Raw genomic sequence first — 18,416 nt, 5'->3', positions numbered from 1 at the left:
GAAAGATGCTTGGCATTATTCACAGCAGCCACCTCGATTTCCGGCCTGAATCCGCTTAATCTGGCCAACACGCCAGACGATTCATGTTAATTCTGTGAATTATTCATCCAGCCAGCGGCAGCTTGGCCTTCGCTTGCTGCGGCTGCGCGAGCAGCGCGGCTACAGCCAGGTGGATCTGGCCCGCGCCTTGGGCCTGTCGGCCAGTTACCTGAACCAGATCGAGCGCAACAAGCGCCCACTCACCCCGGCCGTTCAGAAGAAGCTGGGCGAAGTATTGGGCGACGTTTCCTCACTATTCGACGAAGATGAGCCTGCCGCGCTGCAGGAAGCGCTGGGCGAAACCCTGCGCGACCTGGGCTTGGCGGAGGTCAGCGCGACCGAGCTGCGCGCCTTGGCCGGCAACCTGCCGCAGGTCAGCCGCGCCCTGCTGGATCTGCACCGCCGCCACCTGGCGCTGCGTGAGCATGCCGCCGCCCTGGAGTTCCAGCTGGGCGAGCCCGGCGCCGGCAGCATCCTGCCCGCAGGCGACCAGGTGCGTGAGTTCTTCAACCGCATGCACAACCACATTCCCGAACTGGACGAGCTGGCCGAGCGTCTGTTCGCCGAGTGGGGGCTGTCGCCCGGGCACGTCGCACCACGCCTGCGCCAGCTGTTGGTCGACCGCCACGGCGTGCTGGTGGAAGTGGCCGCGCTGCAGGCCGGGCGCGAGAAGCGCCAGTACGACGCCGGCACGCGGCGGCTGTGGCTGCCCGATTATCTGGAACCGGGCCAGCAGGCATTCCAGATGGCCGCCGAGCTGGCCCTGCACGGCTACCTGCCGCAGATCGATGCGGTGGTGGCACGTGCCGGCTTCACCGATGAGGCACGCATCGCTCAGGCCCGCATCGGTCTGTCGAACTATTTCGCTGGCGCCTTGGTGATGCCGTACATGCGCTTCCTGCGTGCGGCCGAGGCCAGCAGCTACGACATCGAACTGCTGGCACACCAGTTCGGCGTCGGCTTCGAAGCGGTCTGCCATCGGCTGAGCACGCTGGCACGGCGCAGCGCGCCCGGGCTGCCGTTCTTCTTCATCCGCGTGGACCGCGCGGGCAATGTGTCCAAGCGCCATTCGGCCACCGACTTCCACTTCTCGCAGGTGGGTGGTTCGTGCCCGCTGTGGATCGTCTACGAGGCGTTCAACCAGCCCGGGCGCATCCTTACGCAGACCGCGCGCATGCCCGATGGGCGACGGCATTTCTGGCTGGCACGGCAGGTCAGCAGTGGTCCGGTCGGTCATGGCCAGCCGCGCAAGACCTTCGCGGTGGCGCTGGGCTGCGATCTGCAGCATGCCGAGCGGCTGGTGTATTCGCTGGGGCTGGATGTGCAGAGCCCGGGCAATTCGGTGTCGATCGGCCCGGGGTGCCGGGTGTGCCCGCGGGAGGACTGCATGCAGCGTGCGTTCGCGCAGTTGCCGGGGCGGTAGGGTTGGTTCGGCAGGGCTGCGCCCTGCACCTGCGGTAGTGCCGGCCGCTGGCCGGCAACCTCAAAAGCAAAAGCGGGCATTCAGTGGGATGGCGGGGTGGGTCCGGTTGCCACGCAACGGGCTCTGACCCCATCCGGATGAATTCTCATCTTGGAATGCATCCACGCGTGGCGTGGCTCTACTGGTAGGTGCCAGCCCTGGTTGGCGCGTTTTAGTCCCAAAACACGGTCAGTACGCGGTGGCCTTCCGAGGGCACGGGTGCGTCGATGTGTTGGCCGTACGGCCAGCCTTCGCCGACGCCGTCGCATTCCAGGCCCTGCAGCCATCCTTCCACGGTTGCGGCGTCGGCGCGGGTCAGCACGTGCACATTTTCCGCGGCAGGCCATTCGCTGTCGTCGTCCAGTGCGCTGCTCCAGTCCTGGTGCAGCCCCACGTAGACACCTTCCACTTCGGGCTTTTCGGCAATCGCGGCCAGGCGTGCGTACAGCTCGGCAATCGGCGGGCGGCCGTAGCCCCACTGGTTCGGTGCAATGCACTCTTCGAAATCGTTCCCTTCGAAGTACGCGGCCAGTGGCACAACCGGCAGGTGCTCCGGGTCGCGGATATCGAGGCGTTCAAGCAGATCCAGCAGTTCCTGGCGGGCAGACATCCAAAACTCCTTGCAGCGTGAAGCGCGATTGTATCGGCGCCGGTCAGTAGATCGGCGTCACCTTCATCTGCGGCAGCGGACGCGGTGCGCCGTCGGTCAGGTCAGGGCCCAGGTCCTCCCAGGTTCGGCCCTGCTCGACCATCTGCGCCCACAGCTGCTGCGAGCCGCGACGCTTGTCTTCCGAGCCCAGCTTGTACGACGGCGGTGTCGGTTCGCCGCGAGCGACCATCGAGTACGCCGCGCGATAGGCCAGTACCTGCTGCGCCGGGTCGTCGGTACGGGCCACTTCCAGCGTGTACCGTTGGTAGGCCGAGGCTAGGTTGCGCCAGCGGATCCAGTAGTGGTTCTCGAACGAGAACGAACAGAACCGCGCACCGGCCAGGCTGCCCTTGTCGGCGATGCGGGTCAGCACCTCCTGCGGCATGTCCAGGTTCATGCCACCTTCGTCGCCCTGCAGGCTCACATGCACGATGCGGTCGCGATAACCCGGCGCGCGCGCCTGCAGCAGGTCGCGCCAGTTCTGCATGGTCGCCACCACCGCGAACAGGAAACGCCCCAGCTCGGCTGCGGCCAGCGGCGTGGCAATGGACTGGTAATGCCGTTGCCAGCCGTGGCGGTTCTCGGTGGGCAGGAACACGGCATGCTCCAGTGCCTGCCGGCTACCGCTGCCCTGGCTCACGTCTTCGGCGTGCTGCGGGTAGACCAGGTTGATGGCGAAGGTCGGCCAGCGCGGCAATGCGGCGTCGAACAGATGGATCGGGAAGTTGCTGCTGATGCCACCATCGGAGAACCAGCAGATGCGGAAGGCGGTGATCACCGGACCGCAAGCCTGCCCGGCGCTGGTCAGCCCTTCCATGCTGTCGGCCACGTTGTGCTCGGGGTCGGCCGCCGGCGCGGTGGGTTCGCAGCGGCGCTCGCGGCGCGAGGGTTCGTGCAGTGGCACCGCGCTGATCAGCAACGGGAAGCTCAGGCTCATGCGTGTGGCCACCAGCACCGGCAGCTTCGGGCCCTGCGGCAGGGGGTAGTACTGCCGCCCCTCCACGTCCAGCGGCGGGCCAGCCTGATCCACCAGCCACTGCACCACGCTGGCCGGGAACAACTGCTCGAACTCTTCGCGCAGGAACCAGAACTGCGCGCCGCCCAGTGGCAGCGTACGCGGCTCGTTGTGCGAGATGCAGGTGGTGATCATCTGCAGGCTGATCGCATGCGGGCTGTCCGGCTCGCCGGCATAGCGCGGTGCGTCGTGCAGGTCGGCGAAGGTCAGCGGTGCATCAAGTGGCTTGCCTGACAACTGCTGCAGGCACTCATGCAGCCACTCGGTCAACGCCGGTTTGCGTGCATCGCGGCCGAGGCCACTGCACAGGCCCAGCAGGTTGCGCCGTGCCACGCGGGCCACGCGCAGCGCGGCACCGGCCACACCGGCACCGTAGGCGCACAGCAGCGACGGCAGCAGCGTGGCGGCCACACCGCTCCAGCCGCCGCCCCACCAGCCCAGGCCCAGCAGCAGCGCCAGCGACACCAGCACTTCCAGCGGCGCGATCTCGAATACCGCCACCGCCAGGCACAGCAGCTTGTGTGGCAGGCCCGCATTGCCGGTCAGCACCACCAGCAGCCGATAGGCCGCACGCGCGCCCCGCGCCGGTTGGAACAGGCTGTAGATGAACCCGCGCCGCGACAGCTGCGCCGACACCGCCGACAGCCCCCCATAACCGGCATCACTGGGCAGGTGCTCGCCGGCCTGCTGGCGACGATCGCCGCATGCCGCCGCAGCCGCCACCGCCGCAGCAATGGCGCCGGCCGAGGTGCCGCCGATGCTCTTGAAGCGATACTCGCGCGCCAGCGCCAGTACCGCATTGGGGTACACGATGCCGCTGGTGATGCCGCCTTTCATGACCAGATCGCAGTACTTCGCCGCCACGAGCCACCTCCCGTCTGTCGATGCCCAGTATGGCAAGCGGCGCTCTCACGGCCTGAGAAACGGACCACAGCCCCGAGCTTTCATTGACCCTTGACCATTGCCCTCGATGCGTCCACCGTGGGCACGCCGAAGGTATCCCCGCCGCAGCGTTGATGGCGACAGGGATTTGAACGGGAATCCGGTGAAGGCGCCTGGCGCGCCCATTCCGGAGCTGCCCCGCAGCGGTGAATGGAAACGAATCCTGCCAACAGCACTGGGCTCGCGCCTGGGAAGCGGCAGGTAGTAGGTGGGCTGCGGCCCGTGTCCATCAGCCCGAATACCGGCCCCGGCCGGGGGACACGACCGTCCCCTGACTCGACCTGGACTCTCCGCGGGGAGGGTGCCGGGGCCGTCGCTGACCTGCGCGTGCGGGCAGTGCGGCCGCGTGCGTCCTTTTCACGGTATCCGGCCAGCCCTGTCCACCCACGCACAGATGCATGGGCCACCGCCGTTGCCGGCGGTCCATGCGGTACCTGACGATGACCGAGTTCCAACGCCCCACCCTGACCCTGCCTGCCAACGGCAAGCGCCTGCTGCTGCATTCATGCTGCGCGCCCTGCTCCGGCGAGGTAATGGAGGCGATCACCGCCTCCGGGATCGACTACGCGATCTTCTTCTACAACCCCAACATCCATCCGGTGAAGGAATACGAACTGCGCAAGCAGGAAAACATCCGCTTCGCCGAGCAGCATGGCATTCCCTTCATCGACTGCGACTACGACACCGACAACTGGTTCAGCCGTGCGCGTGGCATGGAGAACGAGCCCGAACGCGGCATCCGCTGCACGATGTGCTTCGACATGCGTTTCGAACGCACTGCGCTGTACGCGCACGAGCACGGCTACGACACCATCAGTTCGTCGCTGGGCATCTCGCGCTGGAAGAACATGGCGCAGATCAACGATTGCGGCATCCGCGCCGCCTCGCGCTACGAAGGCCTGCAGTACTGGGACTACAACTGGCGCAAGGGCGGCGGTGCCAGCCGCATGATCGAGATCAGCAAGCGCGAGCAGTTCTACCAGCAGGAGTACTGCGGCTGCGTGTATTCGCTGCGCGATGCCAACCGCCACCGTCGCGAGAACGGCCGCGAGCGGATCAAAATCGGCCTGCTGTACTACGGGCAGGACGCTGGGACGCCGCAGGGCGATTGACGTGTGAGCGAGGGGCGGCCACGCTGGTCGCCCCTTCTCTTGTAGTGGATCTGCCATGACCGCCCTGCCCGCCGACGTCGCCCTGCTGGTGATCGACCTGCAGCCGGACTTCATGCCGGGTGGCGCGCTGGCCTGCGACCAGGGTGATGCGCTGGTGGCACCGATTGCCGGACTGCTGGCGCAGCGCCGCTACCGCACGGTGGTGGCCACCCAGGACTGGCACCCGGCCGACCATGCCTCGTTCGCCAGCCAGCACCCCGGCCAACGCCCGTTCGAGACCATCCTGCTGCACGCGCAGCCGCAGACCCTGTGGCCCGACCATTGCGTGCAGGGCAGCGATGGCGCCGCTCTGCACCCGGGCGTGGACTGGGCCATGGCCGACCTGATCCTGCGCAAGGGAACGCGCCAACAGGTGGATTCGTACAGCGCCTTCCGCGAGAACCACGGTCCCGATGGCGAGCGCCCGGCCACCGGCCTGGCCGGCTGGCTGCATGAGCGCCGCATCCGCGAAGTGCACGTGTGCGGCCTGGCCCGCGATTACTGCGTGCTGTGGAGCGCGCAGGACGCAGTGAAGTCCGGCTTCCGGGTGAAGTTCCTGTGGGAGCTGACCAAGCCGGTGACCGAAGCCAACGACGTGATGGTGCGCGAGGCGCTGGGCAAGGCGGGAATCGCGATCGTCTGAGGCGTGACCGCCGGGCATGGCCCGGCGCTACCGGGCACGTCGCTTATGCCGCTTGCGCGCTCCTGCCCACAACAACACAATCGATTCATCCAGCTCCCTAACTACGCCCCCCTACAGATCGCGGGACGGCCGAACCGGGGGCTTTTCATGGGATGAAATCAGGATTCGGTAGTGCCGGCCGCTGGCCGGCAACCTCGGGATCTCTGCAGTTGCCGGCCAGCGGCCGGCACTACCGGATAGCACCCGTGGTAGCGCCGGGCCATGCCCGGCGGACGCGGGATGGGCGATTACCGGAACACCACCGTGCGATGCCCGTTGAGCAGGATGCGGTGCTCCACATGGCGGCGAACCGCGCGTGCCAGCACCAGCGATTCGGTATCACTGCCCAGCCGCACCAGTTCGCGCGGCGCCATCGCGTGGTCCACGCGGGCCACGTCCTGTTCGATGATCGGGCCTTCGTCCAGGTCCTCGGTGACGTAGTGCGCGGTGGCACCGATGATCTTGACCCCGCGCGCGTGCGCCTGGTGGTACGGCTGCGCGCCCTTGAAGCTGGGCAGGAAGCTGTGGTGGATGTTGATCGCACGTCCGGCCAGCGCGCGGCACAGCGTGGGTGACAGGATCTGCATGTAGCGCGCCAGCACCACCAGGTCGATGCGCTCACGCTCGACCAGGTCGATGATCTGCTGCTCCTGCACCGCGCGCGTATCGGCGGTCACCGGCAGGTGGTGGAACGGCACCTGGTAGGAGGCGGCCAATGGCGCGAAGTCGGCGTGGTTGGACGCCACCGCCGCGATGTCGACCTTCAGCTGGCCGCTGTGGGCGCGGAACAGCAGGTCGTTGAGGCAATGCCCCTGTTTGCTGACCAGCACCAGCAGGCGTGCGCGGCGGCGGCCATCGTGCAGCTGCCAGTCCATGCCGAAGTCCTGGGCGAGCGTGGCCATCGCGGCGTGCACGGTCTCCAGCGGCAGGCCGGCATCGCGATCGAAATGCACGCGCAGGAAGAAGCGGCCGCTTTCCTCGTCGCCGAACTGCTGGGCGTCGAGGATGTTGCAGCCGTGGTCGAACAGCAGGCCGGACACGCGATAGACGATGCCGGTACGGTCGGGGCAGGACAGGGTAAGAATGGAATCGGGGCGCATCGCCACAGTGTAGGGCAGCGCCCTGCCCAGCGGCCGGATGATCACGGGTGCAACCGACCTGCTTGGTTCAGTACCAAGCGATACTTGGATCTTCCCGTGGCAAGCTGGTCGGTCATGAACCTGTTGCAACTGATCCGCAGCTTCACCCGCACCGCAGAGACCGGCAGCATTGCCGCCGCGGCCCGCATCCTTGGCATCAGCGCCACCGCGGTCGGCCAGAACATCAACCGGCTGGAGGCCCATCTGGGCGTACGGTTGCTGAACCGGAGTACGCGGCAGCTGGCCCTCAGCGAGGCCGGCGCGCTGTACCTGGCGCAGGTGCGCCACATCGAAGCCGACCTGGCGCGCGCGCAGGCGATGGTCACCGCCGGTGACATCGAACCGGCCGGGCCGCTGCGCATCGCCAGCAGCAGTGCGTTCGGCCGCCATGTGCTGGCGCCGTTGCTGCCTTCGCTGCAGCAGCGCTACCCGCAACTGCAGCTGGAGCTGCGCCTGACCGACCGCGCCGTGCAGCATGGCCCGGAAGCGGTGGATGCCAGCATCCGCATCGGGGCCCAGCTGGAGGACGGGGTGGTGGCGCGGCAGCTGGCGCGTGTTCCGTTCGTGTTCTGTGCCTCGCCGGCCTACCTGAAGGCGCACGGCACCCCGCAACAGCCTTCCGATCTGGGCGGTCATCGCGGGTTGCTGCACCGCTTCCCCACCGATGGCCGGCCATTGCGCTGGGGCCTGCTGAAGGACGGCCAGCGCGTGGACGCCGCGCTGCCACCGAGCATGGTCTGCGATGACATCGATGCGCTGGCGACGCTGGCGGCGGCCGGTGCCGGCATCACCCGGCTGGCCGCATTCCTGGCCGAGCCGTACCTGCGCGATGGCCGCCTGCAGGCGGTGTTCGGCGCCGACACCGCGTGGCGCCCGGAACCGATGGAGGTCTACTTCTGCGTCAGCGACCGCCGCGATTTCACCGCCAAGATCCGCGCGCTGTTCGAACACCTTCAGGCCGGCATCGCGCCGGCCTGGCGGGTGTGAGCCTCAGCGCGTCTTGAACACGCCGCGCGCATCGCGCGGCTCGCAGCGCAGGTACTGTGGCGCCGGTTCCACGCTGTCGCGCAATGCGGCAGCGGCATGCCACGGCCAGCGCGGGTCGTAGAGGATGCCGCGCGCCAGGGCCACGGCATCGGCGTGGCGATGGCGCAGGATCGATTCGGCCTGCTCGGGCTCGGTGATCATGCCCACGGCGATGACCGGCATGCGCACCTTGGCCTTGATCGCTGCCGCGAACGGCACCTGGTAGCCCGCACCGACGGTGATCTTCTGGCGTTCGTCCAGGCCACCGCTGGAGACATGCAGGAAATTGCAGCCGCGCGCGTCCAGCACCTGGGCCAGCGCTTCGCTCTGCACCAGATCCCAGCCGCCATCGACCCAGTCGCTGGCGGAGATGCGCACGCCCACGGCGACCTTGTCCGATACCGCCGCACGCACGGCGTCGAACACTTCCACGAGCAGGCGCAGGCGGTTCGGCAATGAGCCACCGTAGCCATCGGTGCGGCGGTTGCTCAGCGGCGACAGGAACTGGTGCAGCAGGTAGCCGTGCGCGGCATGCAGCTCGATCAGCTCGAAGCCCAGGCGCTCGGCGCGCACCGCACTGGCGGCGAAGGCAGCAACGAGCTCGGCGATGCCGGCCTCGTCCAGTTCCTGCGGCGTCGGATCGGCAGCATGGAACGGCAGCGGCGACGGCGCCACGGTGATCCAGCCACGCGTGTCGTCGGCTGGCAGTTGACCACCGCCGTCCCAAGGGCGGTTCACCGACGCCTTGCGACCGGCATGGCCGAGCTGGATGCCCAGCGGCATCGGCGACCAGCGGCGGACGCTGGCCAGCACCTGCGCCAGGGCTGCCTCGGTGCCGTCATCCCACAGGCCCAGGTCGGCCCAGCTGATGCGGCCACGCGGCTCGACCGCCGTGGCTTCCAGGATCAGCAGGCCGGCGCCGGACTGCGCCAGGTTGCCCAGGTGCATGGCGTGCCAGTCGCTGGCGCGGCCATCTTCGGCGGAGTACTGGCACATCGGCGCGATGACGATGCGGTTGGACAGGGTCAGGGGGCCGAACGAGATCGGCGAAAACAGCTGGCTCAAGACAGTGATGGGACGACGTAGGGGGGCATATTGCACCGCTGCGCGGCTCCCGGATCAACCATCTGGATGGATCGCTGTTTCGCGGGGACGGTTGTCGGTAGAGTCGACTGACAGTCGACTCTACCCAGCCGGTGATTCGATAGCCGACGCCAGCGCCTCGGCGCAGTCCCGCTCATCCTTGAACTGCAGCAGGTCGTCGGCACGGGTGCGGCCACGGTTCAGCGCCGCCACCGGCAGTCCTGCCCTGGCCGCGGCCTGCACGAAACGAAAGCCGGAATAGACCATCAGCGACGAGCCCACCACCAGCACAGCGTCGGCCTGCTGCAGGTGCTCGTGCACCGCCTCCACCCGCTCGCGCGGCACGTTCTCGCCGAAGAACACCACGTCCGGCTTCAACACGCCGCCGCAGTGCGGGCACTCGGGTACCACGAAGCTGGAGAAATCGGTCTCCAGATCGGCATCACCATCCGGGGCGATGCCGGCTTCCAGCGCACCCCAGCCGGGGTTGGCGTCCAGCAGGCGCTGCTGGACGTCCTCGCGGCCACTGCGGCGCTCGCAGCCCATGCAGCGCACCAGGTCCAGGCGGCCATGCAGGTCGATCACGTTGTGGCTGCCGGCGCGCTGGTGCAGGCCGTCCACATTCTGGGTCAGCAGCACCTGCAGCTTGCCGCGGCTTTCCAGGGCGGCCAGGGCCTGGTGGGTGCCGTTGGGCCGGGCCAGGCCGAAGCGCGGCCAGCCCAGCAGGCTGCGCGCCCAGTAGCGCTGGCGGGTGGCCGCCTCGCCCATGAACGCCTGGTAGGTCACCGGCGGGGTGCGCTTCCACTGGCCGTCGGTATCCCGGTAATCGGGGATGCCCGATGCGGTGCTGCAACCGGCGCCGGTCAGCACGAACAGGCGCTGGGCGCGGTCGATGAAGTCGGTCAGCGGCGAGGTCATGGCTGCCAGATGGGGGCGCCGCAGCGCCCGTGCAAGCGCCGGCTCAGGCGGCCGGCAGCGGCGGCACCGCGATCGGGTGGCCTTCCTCGTCCAGCGCGATCATCACGAAGTGGCCGCGGGTACACAGCTTGCGCTCGCCGCTGTGCAGGTCCTCGGCGACCAGTTCCACCTCCACCTTCATCGAGCTGCGGCCGACTTCGACAATGCGGCCGATGGTTTCCACCATCTGGCCGATGCGGATCGGCAGTTTGAAGTCGACCTGGTCGCTGCGCGCGGTCACCACGGTGCGGCGCGAGTAGCGGGCAGCAGCCAGGAAGGCGGCCTTGTCCATCCACGCCAATGCCTGGCCGCCGAACAGGGTGCCAAGGTGGTTGGTGTGGTTGGGAAAGACGATTTCGGCCATGCGCACTTCGATGGGCGGCACGGTCTCGGGGATCGGGGTCATGGGGGTGCTTCGGTGTGGGGTGCTGCGGATTCTAAGCGACCGGCGTGATGGCCATCGGAATGCGCGTGCAACGGTCACCCGGCAGCGGTGCCTGCGCAGGCCGCGCCTGCAGCAGGCGTTACACTGCGCCACGCCCGCTGCCAGGACTGCCCATGCCCGCCACTTCCGACCTGCTGGCCTTTGCGCTGGTTTCGCTGGCCATGGTGCTCACGCCCGGGCCGAACATGATCTACGTCATCTCGCGCTCGATCTGCCAAGGGCCGATGGCGGGCCTGATCTCGCTGGGCGGGGTGGCGCTGGGCTTCGTGTTCTACATGCTGTGCGCGGCATTGGGCATCACCGCCCTGCTGATGACCGTGCCGTTCGCCTATGACGCGCTGCGCATCGGCGGCGCGCTGTACCTGCTGTACCTGGCCTGGCAGGCGCTCAAGCCGGGTGGCCGTTCGCCGTTCGCGGCGCGCGACCTGCCGCAGGACAGCCCGCGCAAGCTGTTCACGATGGGCTTCCTGACCAACCTGCTGAACCCGAAAATCGCGGTGATGTACCTGTCGCTTCTGCCGCAGTTCCTGCATCCGGACAGCGAAGGCAGCGTGCTGATGCAGTCGATCGTGCTGGGCTCGACCCAGATCCTGGTCAGCGTCAGCGTGAACGGCCTGATCGCGCTGACCGCCGGCAGCATCGCCGGCTTCCTGGCCGCGCGCCCCACCTGGCAGAGGGTGCAGCGCTGGCTGATGGGCACGGTGCTGGCCGGGTTGGCGGTGCGCATGGCGATGGAAGGGCGGCGCTGATTGTAGAGTCGAGCCATGCTCGACTTTCTTGCGAACAGCAGTCGAGCATGGCTCGACTCTACAAAAGCAGGCGCGCAACAAAAAACCCCGGCATTGGCCGGGGTTTTTCGTTGCGACAGGCCGGGCCGGTTCGATCAGAAGTTCATGTCGAAGGCGACTTCGCCCTGCACGCCGACCTGGTAGGCCGAGACGCGGCGTTCGAAGAAGTTGGTCAGTTCCTGCACGTCCTGCAGTTCCATGAACGGCAGCGGGTTGCGCACGTTGTACTTCTTTTCCATGCCCAGTTTGGCGAAGTGCTGATCGGCACAGTGCTGCAGGTACTGGCGCATGTCACGGGTGGAGATGCCGGCCACGCCGCCGGACAGCACGTCCTCGGCGAACTGCACTTCGCATTCAATGGCTTCGGCCAGCATGTCGTAGACCTGCTGCTTCATCTCTTCGTCGAACAGGTCCGGCTCTTCCTCGCGCACCACGCGCACCGACTCGAACGCGAACTCCATGTGCGCGCTTTCGTCGCGGAACACCCAGTTGGTGCCCGAGGCCAGACCCGGCAGCAGGCCGCGCGACCGGAAGTAGTACACGTAGGCGAACGCGGCGAAGAAGAACAGGCCTTCGATGCAGGCGGCAAAGCAGATCTGGTTGAGCAGGAACTGGCGGCGCTGCTCGCGGGTCTCGATGCGGGTCAGGTCCTGGATCGAGTCGATCCACTTGAAGCAGAAATCGGCTTTCTTCTTGATCGAGTCGATGTTCTCCACCGCCGAGAACGCCTTGGCGCGCTCTTCCGGGTCCGGCAGGTAGTTGTCCAGCAGGGTCAGGTAGAACTGCACGTGCAGCGCTTCTTCATACAACTGGCGCGACAGGTACATGCGCGCTTCCGGCGCATTGAGGTGCTGGTACAGGTTCAGCACCAGGTTGTTGGACACGATCGAGTCGCCGGTGGCGAAGAACGCGACCAGGCGGTGGATCAGGTGGCGCTCACCCGGCGACATCTTGCTGTGCAGGTCGGTGATGTCGATCTGGAAGTTGATCTCTTCCACCGTCCAGGTGTTCTTGATCGCGTTCCGGTACATGTCATAGAACTGCGGGTAGCGCATCGGGCGCAGGGTCAGTTCAAAACCGGGATCGAGCAGCATCTGCTTGGGCTTGTCGGCCATGGGTGTTTCCTTGTCTTCTCGGGTCAAAACGCCGGGCGTGGCCCGGCGCTACCTGGGTGTTTCCCTGCTGTGGCCGAGCGTGGCTCGGCTCTACAGGTGCGAGGTGCTCGAGTGCCGACCAACGGTCGGCACCCACCGCGCGGTGTGTTACTGGCAGGCCTCGCAGGCTTCCGGGTTTTCCAGCGAGCAGGCGATGGCTTCGTCCGGGCTGAACACCTTGGCCGGGGCCGCGCTGCTCACCGTGGTCTTGGCGATCTTGGTGGCCGGGCGCGAACGCAGGTAGTAGGTGGTCTTGATGCCCTGCTTCCAGGCGTACATGTACATGGAGGACATCGCGCCGATGTTCGGGCTTTCCATGAACAGGTTGAGCGAGGCCGACTGGTCGATGAAGGCGCCACGTTCGGCGGCCATGTCGATCAGCGAACGCATCGGCAGTTCCCACGCGGTGCGATAGACCTCGCGCAGCGTTTCCGGGATCTGTGGCAGACCCGCGATGGAGCCTTCGGCCAGCTTGATGGCATCGCGCATTTCCGGCGTCCACAGGCCCAGCTTCTTCAGCTCGTTGACCAGGTAGCGGTTGACCTGCAGGAAGTCACCGGACAGGGTCTCGCGCTTGAACAGGTTGGACACCTGCGGCTCGACGCACTCGTAGCAGCCGGCGATCGAGGCGATGGTCGCGGTCGGCGCGATCGCGATCATCAGCGAATTGCGCAGGCCGTGTTCCTTGATGCGCTCACGCAGGGCATCCCAGCGCGCAGTGTCTTCCGGCACCACGTTCCAGGCATCGAACTGCAGTTCGCCACTGGCGGCACGGGTGTCGTTGAACGACGGGTGCTTGCCGCGTTCCTGGGCCAGCTCGCAGGAGGTTTCCAGCGCGTGGAAGTAGATCGCTTCGGCAATCTTCTTCGACAGGGCGCGGGCCTCGGCGCTGTCGAACGGCAGGCGCTTGCGGAAGAACACATCCTGCAGGCCCATGCAGCCCAGGCCGACCGGACGCCAGCGCAGGTTGGCGCGGCGGGCGGTTTCGATCGGGTAGAAGTTCAGGTCGATGACGCGGTCGAGCTGGCGCACGGCCAGGCGCACGGTCTCGGCCAGCTTCTCGAAGTCGAACTCGTTGTGCTCGTCGAAGTGGTTGCCCAGGTTGATCGAACCAAGGTTGCACACTGCGGTTTCATCGTTGGAGGTGACTTCCAGGATTTCCGTGCACAGGTTGGACAGGTGGATCACGTTGCCCGGACGCAGGGTCTGGTTGCTTGCGCGGTTGCACTTGTCCTTGAAGGTCATCCAGCCGTTGCCGGTCTCGGCCAGCGTACGCATCATGCGGGCGTACAGCTTGCGCGCCGGGATGGTGCGGTTGGCCTTGCCCTGGGCTTCGGCCTGCAGGTAGGCGGCCTCGAAGGCTTCGCCGAACAGGTCGGTGAACTCCGGCACCACGCGCGGATCGAACAGCGACCATTCCTGGTCGGCCTCGACGCGCTTCATGAACAGGTCCGGTACCCAGTTGGCCAGGTTCAGGTTGTGCGCACGGCGGGCTTCGTCACCGGTGTTGTCACGCAGTTCGAGGAAGTCCTCGATATCGGCGTGCCAGGTTTCCAGGTACACGCAGGCTGCGCCCTTGCGCTTGCCGCCCTGGTTCACCGCGGCCACGGACGAGTCCATGGTCTTCAGCCACGGCACGATGCCGTTGGAGTGGCCGTTGGTCGACTTGATGAGCGAACCACGCGAACGCACGCGGGTGTAGCTGACGCCGATGCCGCCGGAGAACTTCGACAGCTGGGCGATGTCGCCGTACTTGGCGTAGATCGACTCCAGCGAGTCCTGCGGCGAATCCAGCAGGAAGCACGAGGACAGCTGTTCGTGGGTGGTGCCGGAATTGAACAGGGTCGGGCTGGACGGCAGGTAGTCCAGGTTGCCCATGCGCTTGTACAGCGCCAGGGTCTCGGACACGTCCTCGCTCAGCGCACTGGCGATGCGCAGGAAGAACTGCTGCGGGGTCTCGATCACCTTGCGGGTGTGCGGGTGGCGCAGCAGGTAACGGTCATACAGGGTACGCAGGCCGAAGTAATCGAAGTTCAGGTCCAGCGAGATGTCGATGGCGTCGTTGAGCTTGCGTGCATTGGTCTGCACGAAGTTCAGCAGGCGGTCGTTGATCAGGCCGACTTCATGGCCACGGCTGACCGACTGCGAGAAGGCGTAGATTTCCTGGCCCGAGACTTCCTTGGCGATGTAGTTGGCCAGCAGGCGCGCAGCGAGGCGGCCGTACTCGGGCTCTTCACCGATCAGCAGGGCGGCGGTGCGGATGGACAGCTCGTCCAGCTCGCGGGTGGTGGCGCCGTTGTACAGGCCGGAAATGGTGCGGGTGGCCACGCGCATCGGATCGACGGCGTGCAGGCCTTCGGAGGAACGCTGCACCGCGCGCACGATCTTGTTCAGGTCCACCAGCTCGGTGGTCCCGTTGCGCTTGGTCACACTCATCGCGTTGGCCGTCGGCGGCGACGTCAACAGGAATTCGCTTTCCTTCTCGATGGTGGCGCTGGATTCGGTGCTCACGGCGTATGTCCTCTTGGCGTGATTTGGGGGTGCTCGATGCATCGGGGTGACGCAGCCCGGGACATGACGGCCCAGGATGGCAGGACGGCGTCGCAGAGGATGAGACCCTGCGCCTGCCACTGCCGTTGACGATCGCGGATGGGTGCTGCTGCCACCCCCAGACCTGGGGTTGCTGCGACCGACGGCCACAAGATAGTGGGGGTAATGGGGTCCGTCAACGCCAAATGTAGTGAAATTCGGCAATCCCTTGCGCCGCAAGGATCGTGCCATCGGCGCCCTGATCAGACGCTTCAGACCCGCCGGAACGGGCTGCGCAGTCAAGCCCGAAAGGCGTCACTGCGGTGGCACAACGCACCGCAGAAACGGAACAATGACAGCTTCACATGACAGTGATGAAGCTGGCTAGGGACAACCCTGTGGATAGGTGGTGGGCAGCCGGTGGGAATGCGGTGGACGTCGGGGATCACCCGCCGGGCAGCGACTCGAGGCCGCATGTGTCGGCCGGGCCGGAGGAGCGGCCGCAGGTAACGCCGTTTCGCCCTCCCCCCCCGAATCATTGCCGGCCAGCGGCCGGCACTACCGGAATTCCGGGGTGGTCGTGCCGGCCGCCGGCCGGCAATGCACGCCCGCAGCGTCGCTCACGCCCGGTGCGGGGTACCCAGGTACTCGGCGCTCTGCATTTCGATCAGGCGCGAGGCGGTACGCTCGAAGGCGCCCTGCAGGCGCTGGCCGGTGTACAGCTCGATCGGCGAGGTGCTGGCGGTGCAGACCAGGTTGACGTGGCGGTCGTACAGCTCGTCGATCAGGTTGACGAAGCGGCGCGCGGCATCTTCGTTCAGGCGGTCGAAGGCGGGAATGCCGCCCAGCAGCACCGTGTTGAACTCGTGCGCGATCTCGATGTAGTCCGAGGGCCCGCGCGGGCCTTCGCACAGCGCGGCGAAATCGAACCAGGCGATGCTCTTGCCACGGCCGCGCACCGGAATCTTGCGGCCCTCGATCTCGATGTTGCCGGGCTTGGCCGGCTGGCCGCCGCTCAGCTCGTTCCAGCGCGTGGCCAACCATTGATCGCTGTCGGCCGCCAGCGGTGCGCGGTATACCGGCGAGCGGGTCAGCGCGCGCATGCGGTAATCCTCGGTACCTTCGGCGTACAGCTCGACGCAGAAGCGCTGCAGCAGGGCAATGGCCGGCAGGAAGCTCTCGCGCTGCAGGCCGTTGAGGTACAGGTTCTCCACTGCGGTGTTGGAGGTGGTGACCAGGGTCACGCCCTCGGCGAACAGGCGCTCCAGCAGCCGCGCCAGCAGCATCGCATCGCCGATGTCGGTGACGAAGAACTCGTCCAGCACCAGCACGCGCAGGTTGCTGCGCCATTCCTGGGCGATCTTCGCCAGCGGGTCGCTCTGGCCCTGGTGCTCGCGCAGGCGCTCGTGGACGCTGCGCATGAAGCGGTGGAAGTGGGTGCGGTACTTCTGCTTGATCGGCAGCCCGTCGTAGAACAGGTCGACCAGGAAGGTCTTGCCGCGGCCGACACCGCCCCAGAAGTACAGGCCCTTGACCGGCTCGGGCTTCTTCCAGAACGAGGACAGGCGGTCCAGCCAGCCATCCTCGGCACTGTCCAGCAGGCCCAGGTGGATGCGGTCCAGCTCGGCCAGCGCCGCATGCTGGGCCGGGTCGTTCTGCCAGTCGCCACGGGCAACCCCTTCCGCATACCGCTGCGACGGGGTCAGCTCGGTTGCACTCATGCCGCCGCGCCCAACCAATGCTTCACGCCGTGGGTCAGCGCGCCACGCAGGTCGATCAGCTTGCGGTGGAAGAAGTGGCTGGTCTCGGGCATGCGCACCAGCTCATGCGGGAAGTCCAGCGTGTCCAGCCACTGGTAGACGGCCTGCGGGTCGACGATCTCGTCCTGCTCGCCCTGGATCACCAGCCAGCGGGCCGGCGGTGCGATACCGTCGAAATCCCAGCGACCGGCCGGTGGCGCGATCGAGATCAGCGCCTCCGGCTGCAGCGCGGCAGCCGCCTTCAGCGACACGAACGAACCGAAGCTGAAACCGGCCAGCCACAGCCGGTCGTGCGGGCGCTGGCTGCGCACCCAGGCGGCGACCGCCTTCAGGTCATCCTGCTCGCCCACGCCGCCGTCGAAGGTACCAGCCGAAGCGCCGACGCTGCGGAAATTGAAGCGCACCGTGGCGATGCCCAGCTCGCGCAGGGTGGTGGCGGTCATGGTGACCACCTTGTTGTGCAGGGTGCCACCCTCGGTGGACAGCGGATGGCAGACGATGGCCACGATCGGCTGCACCGGTACATCGGCCTTGGGCAGGTCGACGACCACTTCCAGCGGGCCGGCCGGGCCGTCCAGTTCGAGGCAGGCGGTTTCGCCGGGGGCGACGGGGAACGAAGGCTTGTGCATGGCACCATGATACCGTCCCCCGCCCCTGACCTGTGCCCGCCCCATGCTCTACCTGTCCTTGGCCGTGATCTGCAGCGTGCTGGTTTCGGTGCTGTTGAAGGTGGCCGGACGCCGCCAACTGGATGTTGCGCAGATGGTCACCTGGAACTATCTGGTGGCTGCGACCCTGACGGCCGTGGTGCTGCAGCCGCCGCTGGATGCGCTGCGCGAACCGCATGCGCCGTGGCTGTCGCTGCTGGCGCTGGCGGTGGTGCTGCCGTCGATCTTCCTGGTGCTGGGCCGCGCCGTGGCGGTGGCCGGCATCGTCCGCAGCGATGTCGCGCAGCGGCTTTCACTGCTGCTGTCGCTGGCCGCCGCCTTCCTGTTCTTCGGTCAGACCGCGACGCCGTGGAAGCTGGCCGGGCTCGGCCTGGGCCTGCTGGCGATGGTGGCCATCAGCCTGCGCCCGCGCGGCCCGACCGTAGCGTCCTCGCCCGGTGGCTGGGGCTGGCTGCTGGGCGTATGGGGCGGCTTCGCGGTGGTGGACGTGCTGCTCAAGCAGGTGGCGCTGTCCGGCACGCCGTCGATGGCGGCGGTGCTGGCCAGCTTCAGCGTGGCCTTCGTGCTGATGCTGGCATTGCAGCTGTGGCGGCACTTCAGCGCTCGCAGCCGGCTGGGCTGGTGCAACCTCGGCGCTGGTGCACTGCTGGGCCTGCTCAATGGCGGCAACATCCTGTTCTATGTGCATGCGCACCAGGCGATGCCAGAGAGTCCGGCCACCGTGTTCGCCGGCATGAACATCGGCGTGGTGGTCTTGGGCGCGCTGGTGGGTGTGTTCGCCTTCGGCGAGGCCACCACGAAGTGGAACCGCGCCGGCCTGGCACTGGCGGTGCTGGCGATCGGACTGATCGCCTGGGGGTGAGCGTTGGTTGCGGCGGGCCATTTCCGCGCCCGCGGTGGGATGTCGCTTTTCTTTTCGCGCGAAAA

16 protein-coding genes and 1 riboswitch are annotated in these 18,416 nt (G+C 67.1%); of the genes, 6 read left to right on the top strand and 10 right to left on the bottom strand.

Annotation, left to right across the window (positions count from 1 at the left end):
• Positions 1–94 precede the first annotated feature (94 nt).
• The gene (locus tag BN1263_RS04190) at positions 95–1,462 is read left to right on the top strand and encodes a helix-turn-helix domain-containing protein (RefSeq protein ID WP_058979762.1); all 1,368 of its coding nucleotides are present in this window, start codon (positions 95–97) and stop codon (positions 1,460–1,462) included.
• A 211-nt stretch (positions 1,463–1,673) separates the two neighbouring features.
• Here BN1263_RS04190 and BN1263_RS04185 read toward each other — a convergent pair whose 3' ends face one another.
• Entirely contained in the window at positions 1,674–2,111 is a 438-nt protein-coding gene (locus tag BN1263_RS04185) for a YfbO family protein (RefSeq protein WP_058979760.1), read from the bottom strand.
• Between the two features lie 43 nt (positions 2,112–2,154).
• Positions 2,155–4,002: a patatin-like phospholipase family protein gene (locus tag BN1263_RS04180; RefSeq protein WP_058979818.1), complete on the bottom strand. Its 1,848-nt coding sequence runs from the start codon at positions 4,000–4,002 to the stop codon at positions 2,155–2,157.
• Positions 4,003–4,156: 154 nt separating this feature from the next.
• A riboswitch (cobalamin riboswitch) is annotated at positions 4,157–4,371 on the top strand.
• Positions 4,372–4,532: 161 nt separating this feature from the next.
• On the opposite strand from BN1263_RS04180, the gene BN1263_RS04175 reads away from it, so the two are divergent.
• Positions 4,533–5,219, top strand: a complete 687-nt coding sequence (locus tag BN1263_RS04175; RefSeq protein ID WP_019661858.1) for an epoxyqueuosine reductase QueH — start codon at positions 4,533–4,535, stop codon at positions 5,217–5,219.
• A gap of 55 nt (positions 5,220–5,274) precedes the next feature.
• The gene (pncA, locus tag BN1263_RS04170) at positions 5,275–5,901 is read left to right on the top strand and encodes a bifunctional nicotinamidase/pyrazinamidase (protein WP_058979758.1); all 627 of its coding nucleotides are present in this window, start codon (positions 5,275–5,277) and stop codon (positions 5,899–5,901) included.
• A 287-nt stretch (positions 5,902–6,188) separates the two neighbouring features.
• Here the strand turns inward: pncA and purU are convergent, their stop codons facing one another.
• Positions 6,189–7,040 (bottom strand): formyltetrahydrofolate deformylase, encoded by an 852-nt coding sequence (gene purU / locus BN1263_RS04165; protein WP_026347242.1) that lies wholly within the window; start codon positions 7,038–7,040, stop codon positions 6,189–6,191.
• A gap of 114 nt (positions 7,041–7,154) precedes the next feature.
• On the opposite strand from purU, the gene BN1263_RS04160 reads away from it, so the two are divergent.
• Positions 7,155–8,066: a LysR family transcriptional regulator gene (locus BN1263_RS04160; protein WP_058979756.1), complete on the top strand. Its 912-nt coding sequence runs from the start codon at positions 7,155–7,157 to the stop codon at positions 8,064–8,066.
• Between the two features lie 3 nt (positions 8,067–8,069).
• Here BN1263_RS04160 and BN1263_RS04155 read toward each other — a convergent pair whose 3' ends face one another.
• The 3 genes from BN1263_RS04155 to BN1263_RS04145 all read right to left on the bottom strand — a co-directional run bounded on the left by BN1263_RS04155 (position 8,070) and on the right by BN1263_RS04145 (position 10,551).
• Positions 8,070–9,170 (bottom strand): NADH:flavin oxidoreductase/NADH oxidase, encoded by a 1,101-nt coding sequence (locus BN1263_RS04155; RefSeq protein ID WP_058979754.1) that lies wholly within the window; start codon positions 9,168–9,170, stop codon positions 8,070–8,072.
• Positions 9,171–9,290: 120 nt separating this feature from the next.
• Positions 9,291–10,106 carry an NAD-dependent protein deacetylase gene (locus BN1263_RS04150; protein WP_058979752.1) on the bottom strand — a complete coding sequence of 272 codons (816 nt, stop codon included), beginning with the start codon at positions 10,104–10,106 and terminating at the stop codon, positions 9,291–9,293.
• 43 nt (positions 10,107–10,149) lie between these two features.
• Entirely contained in the window at positions 10,150–10,551 is a 402-nt protein-coding gene (locus BN1263_RS04145) for an acyl-CoA thioesterase (protein ID WP_005407672.1), read from the bottom strand.
• Positions 10,552–10,703: 152 nt separating this feature from the next.
• Here BN1263_RS04145 and BN1263_RS04140 point away from each other — a divergent pair, with 152 nt between their 5' ends.
• Positions 10,704–11,339 carry a LysE family translocator gene (locus BN1263_RS04140; protein WP_058979749.1) on the top strand — a complete coding sequence of 212 codons (636 nt, stop codon included), beginning with the start codon at positions 10,704–10,706 and terminating at the stop codon, positions 11,337–11,339.
• Between the two features lie 134 nt (positions 11,340–11,473).
• Here BN1263_RS04140 and BN1263_RS04135 read toward each other — a convergent pair whose 3' ends face one another.
• The 4 genes from BN1263_RS04135 to BN1263_RS04120 all read right to left on the bottom strand — a co-directional run bounded on the left by BN1263_RS04135 (position 11,474) and on the right by BN1263_RS04120 (position 17,450).
• Positions 11,474–12,493: a ribonucleotide-diphosphate reductase subunit beta gene (locus BN1263_RS04135; protein WP_019661865.1), complete on the bottom strand. Its 1,020-nt coding sequence runs from the start codon at positions 12,491–12,493 to the stop codon at positions 11,474–11,476.
• A 147-nt stretch (positions 12,494–12,640) separates the two neighbouring features.
• Complete coding sequence (locus BN1263_RS04130) at positions 12,641–15,043, bottom strand: ribonucleoside-diphosphate reductase subunit alpha (RefSeq protein WP_019661866.1); 2,403 nt, start codon at positions 15,041–15,043, stop codon at positions 12,641–12,643.
• Positions 15,044–15,681: 638 nt separating this feature from the next.
• On the bottom strand, positions 15,682–16,782 hold the full coding sequence (zapE, locus tag BN1263_RS04125) for a cell division protein ZapE (RefSeq protein WP_019661867.1): 1,101 nt from the start codon (positions 16,780–16,782) through the stop codon (positions 15,682–15,684).
• Positions 16,779–17,450 (bottom strand): alpha/beta hydrolase, encoded by a 672-nt coding sequence (locus BN1263_RS04120; RefSeq protein WP_019661868.1) that lies wholly within the window; start codon positions 17,448–17,450, stop codon positions 16,779–16,781. Before BN1263_RS04120 ends, zapE begins: the two co-directional genes overlap by 4 nt.
• Before the next feature lie 43 nt (positions 17,451–17,493).
• Between BN1263_RS04120 and BN1263_RS04115 the strand changes: the two genes are divergently transcribed.
• Complete coding sequence (locus BN1263_RS04115; RefSeq protein WP_058979747.1) at positions 17,494–18,351, top strand: EamA family transporter; 858 nt, start codon at positions 17,494–17,496, stop codon at positions 18,349–18,351.
• Positions 18,352–18,416 lie beyond the last annotated feature (65 nt).

This window comes from Stenotrophomonas thermophila (genome assembly GCF_001499715.1).
Classification (GTDB): domain Bacteria; phylum Pseudomonadota; class Gammaproteobacteria; order Xanthomonadales; family Xanthomonadaceae; genus Stenotrophomonas; species Stenotrophomonas hibiscicola.
Note: the sequence above shows the minus strand (reverse complement) of the source record. Positions and strands in the feature narration are given on the sequence as shown.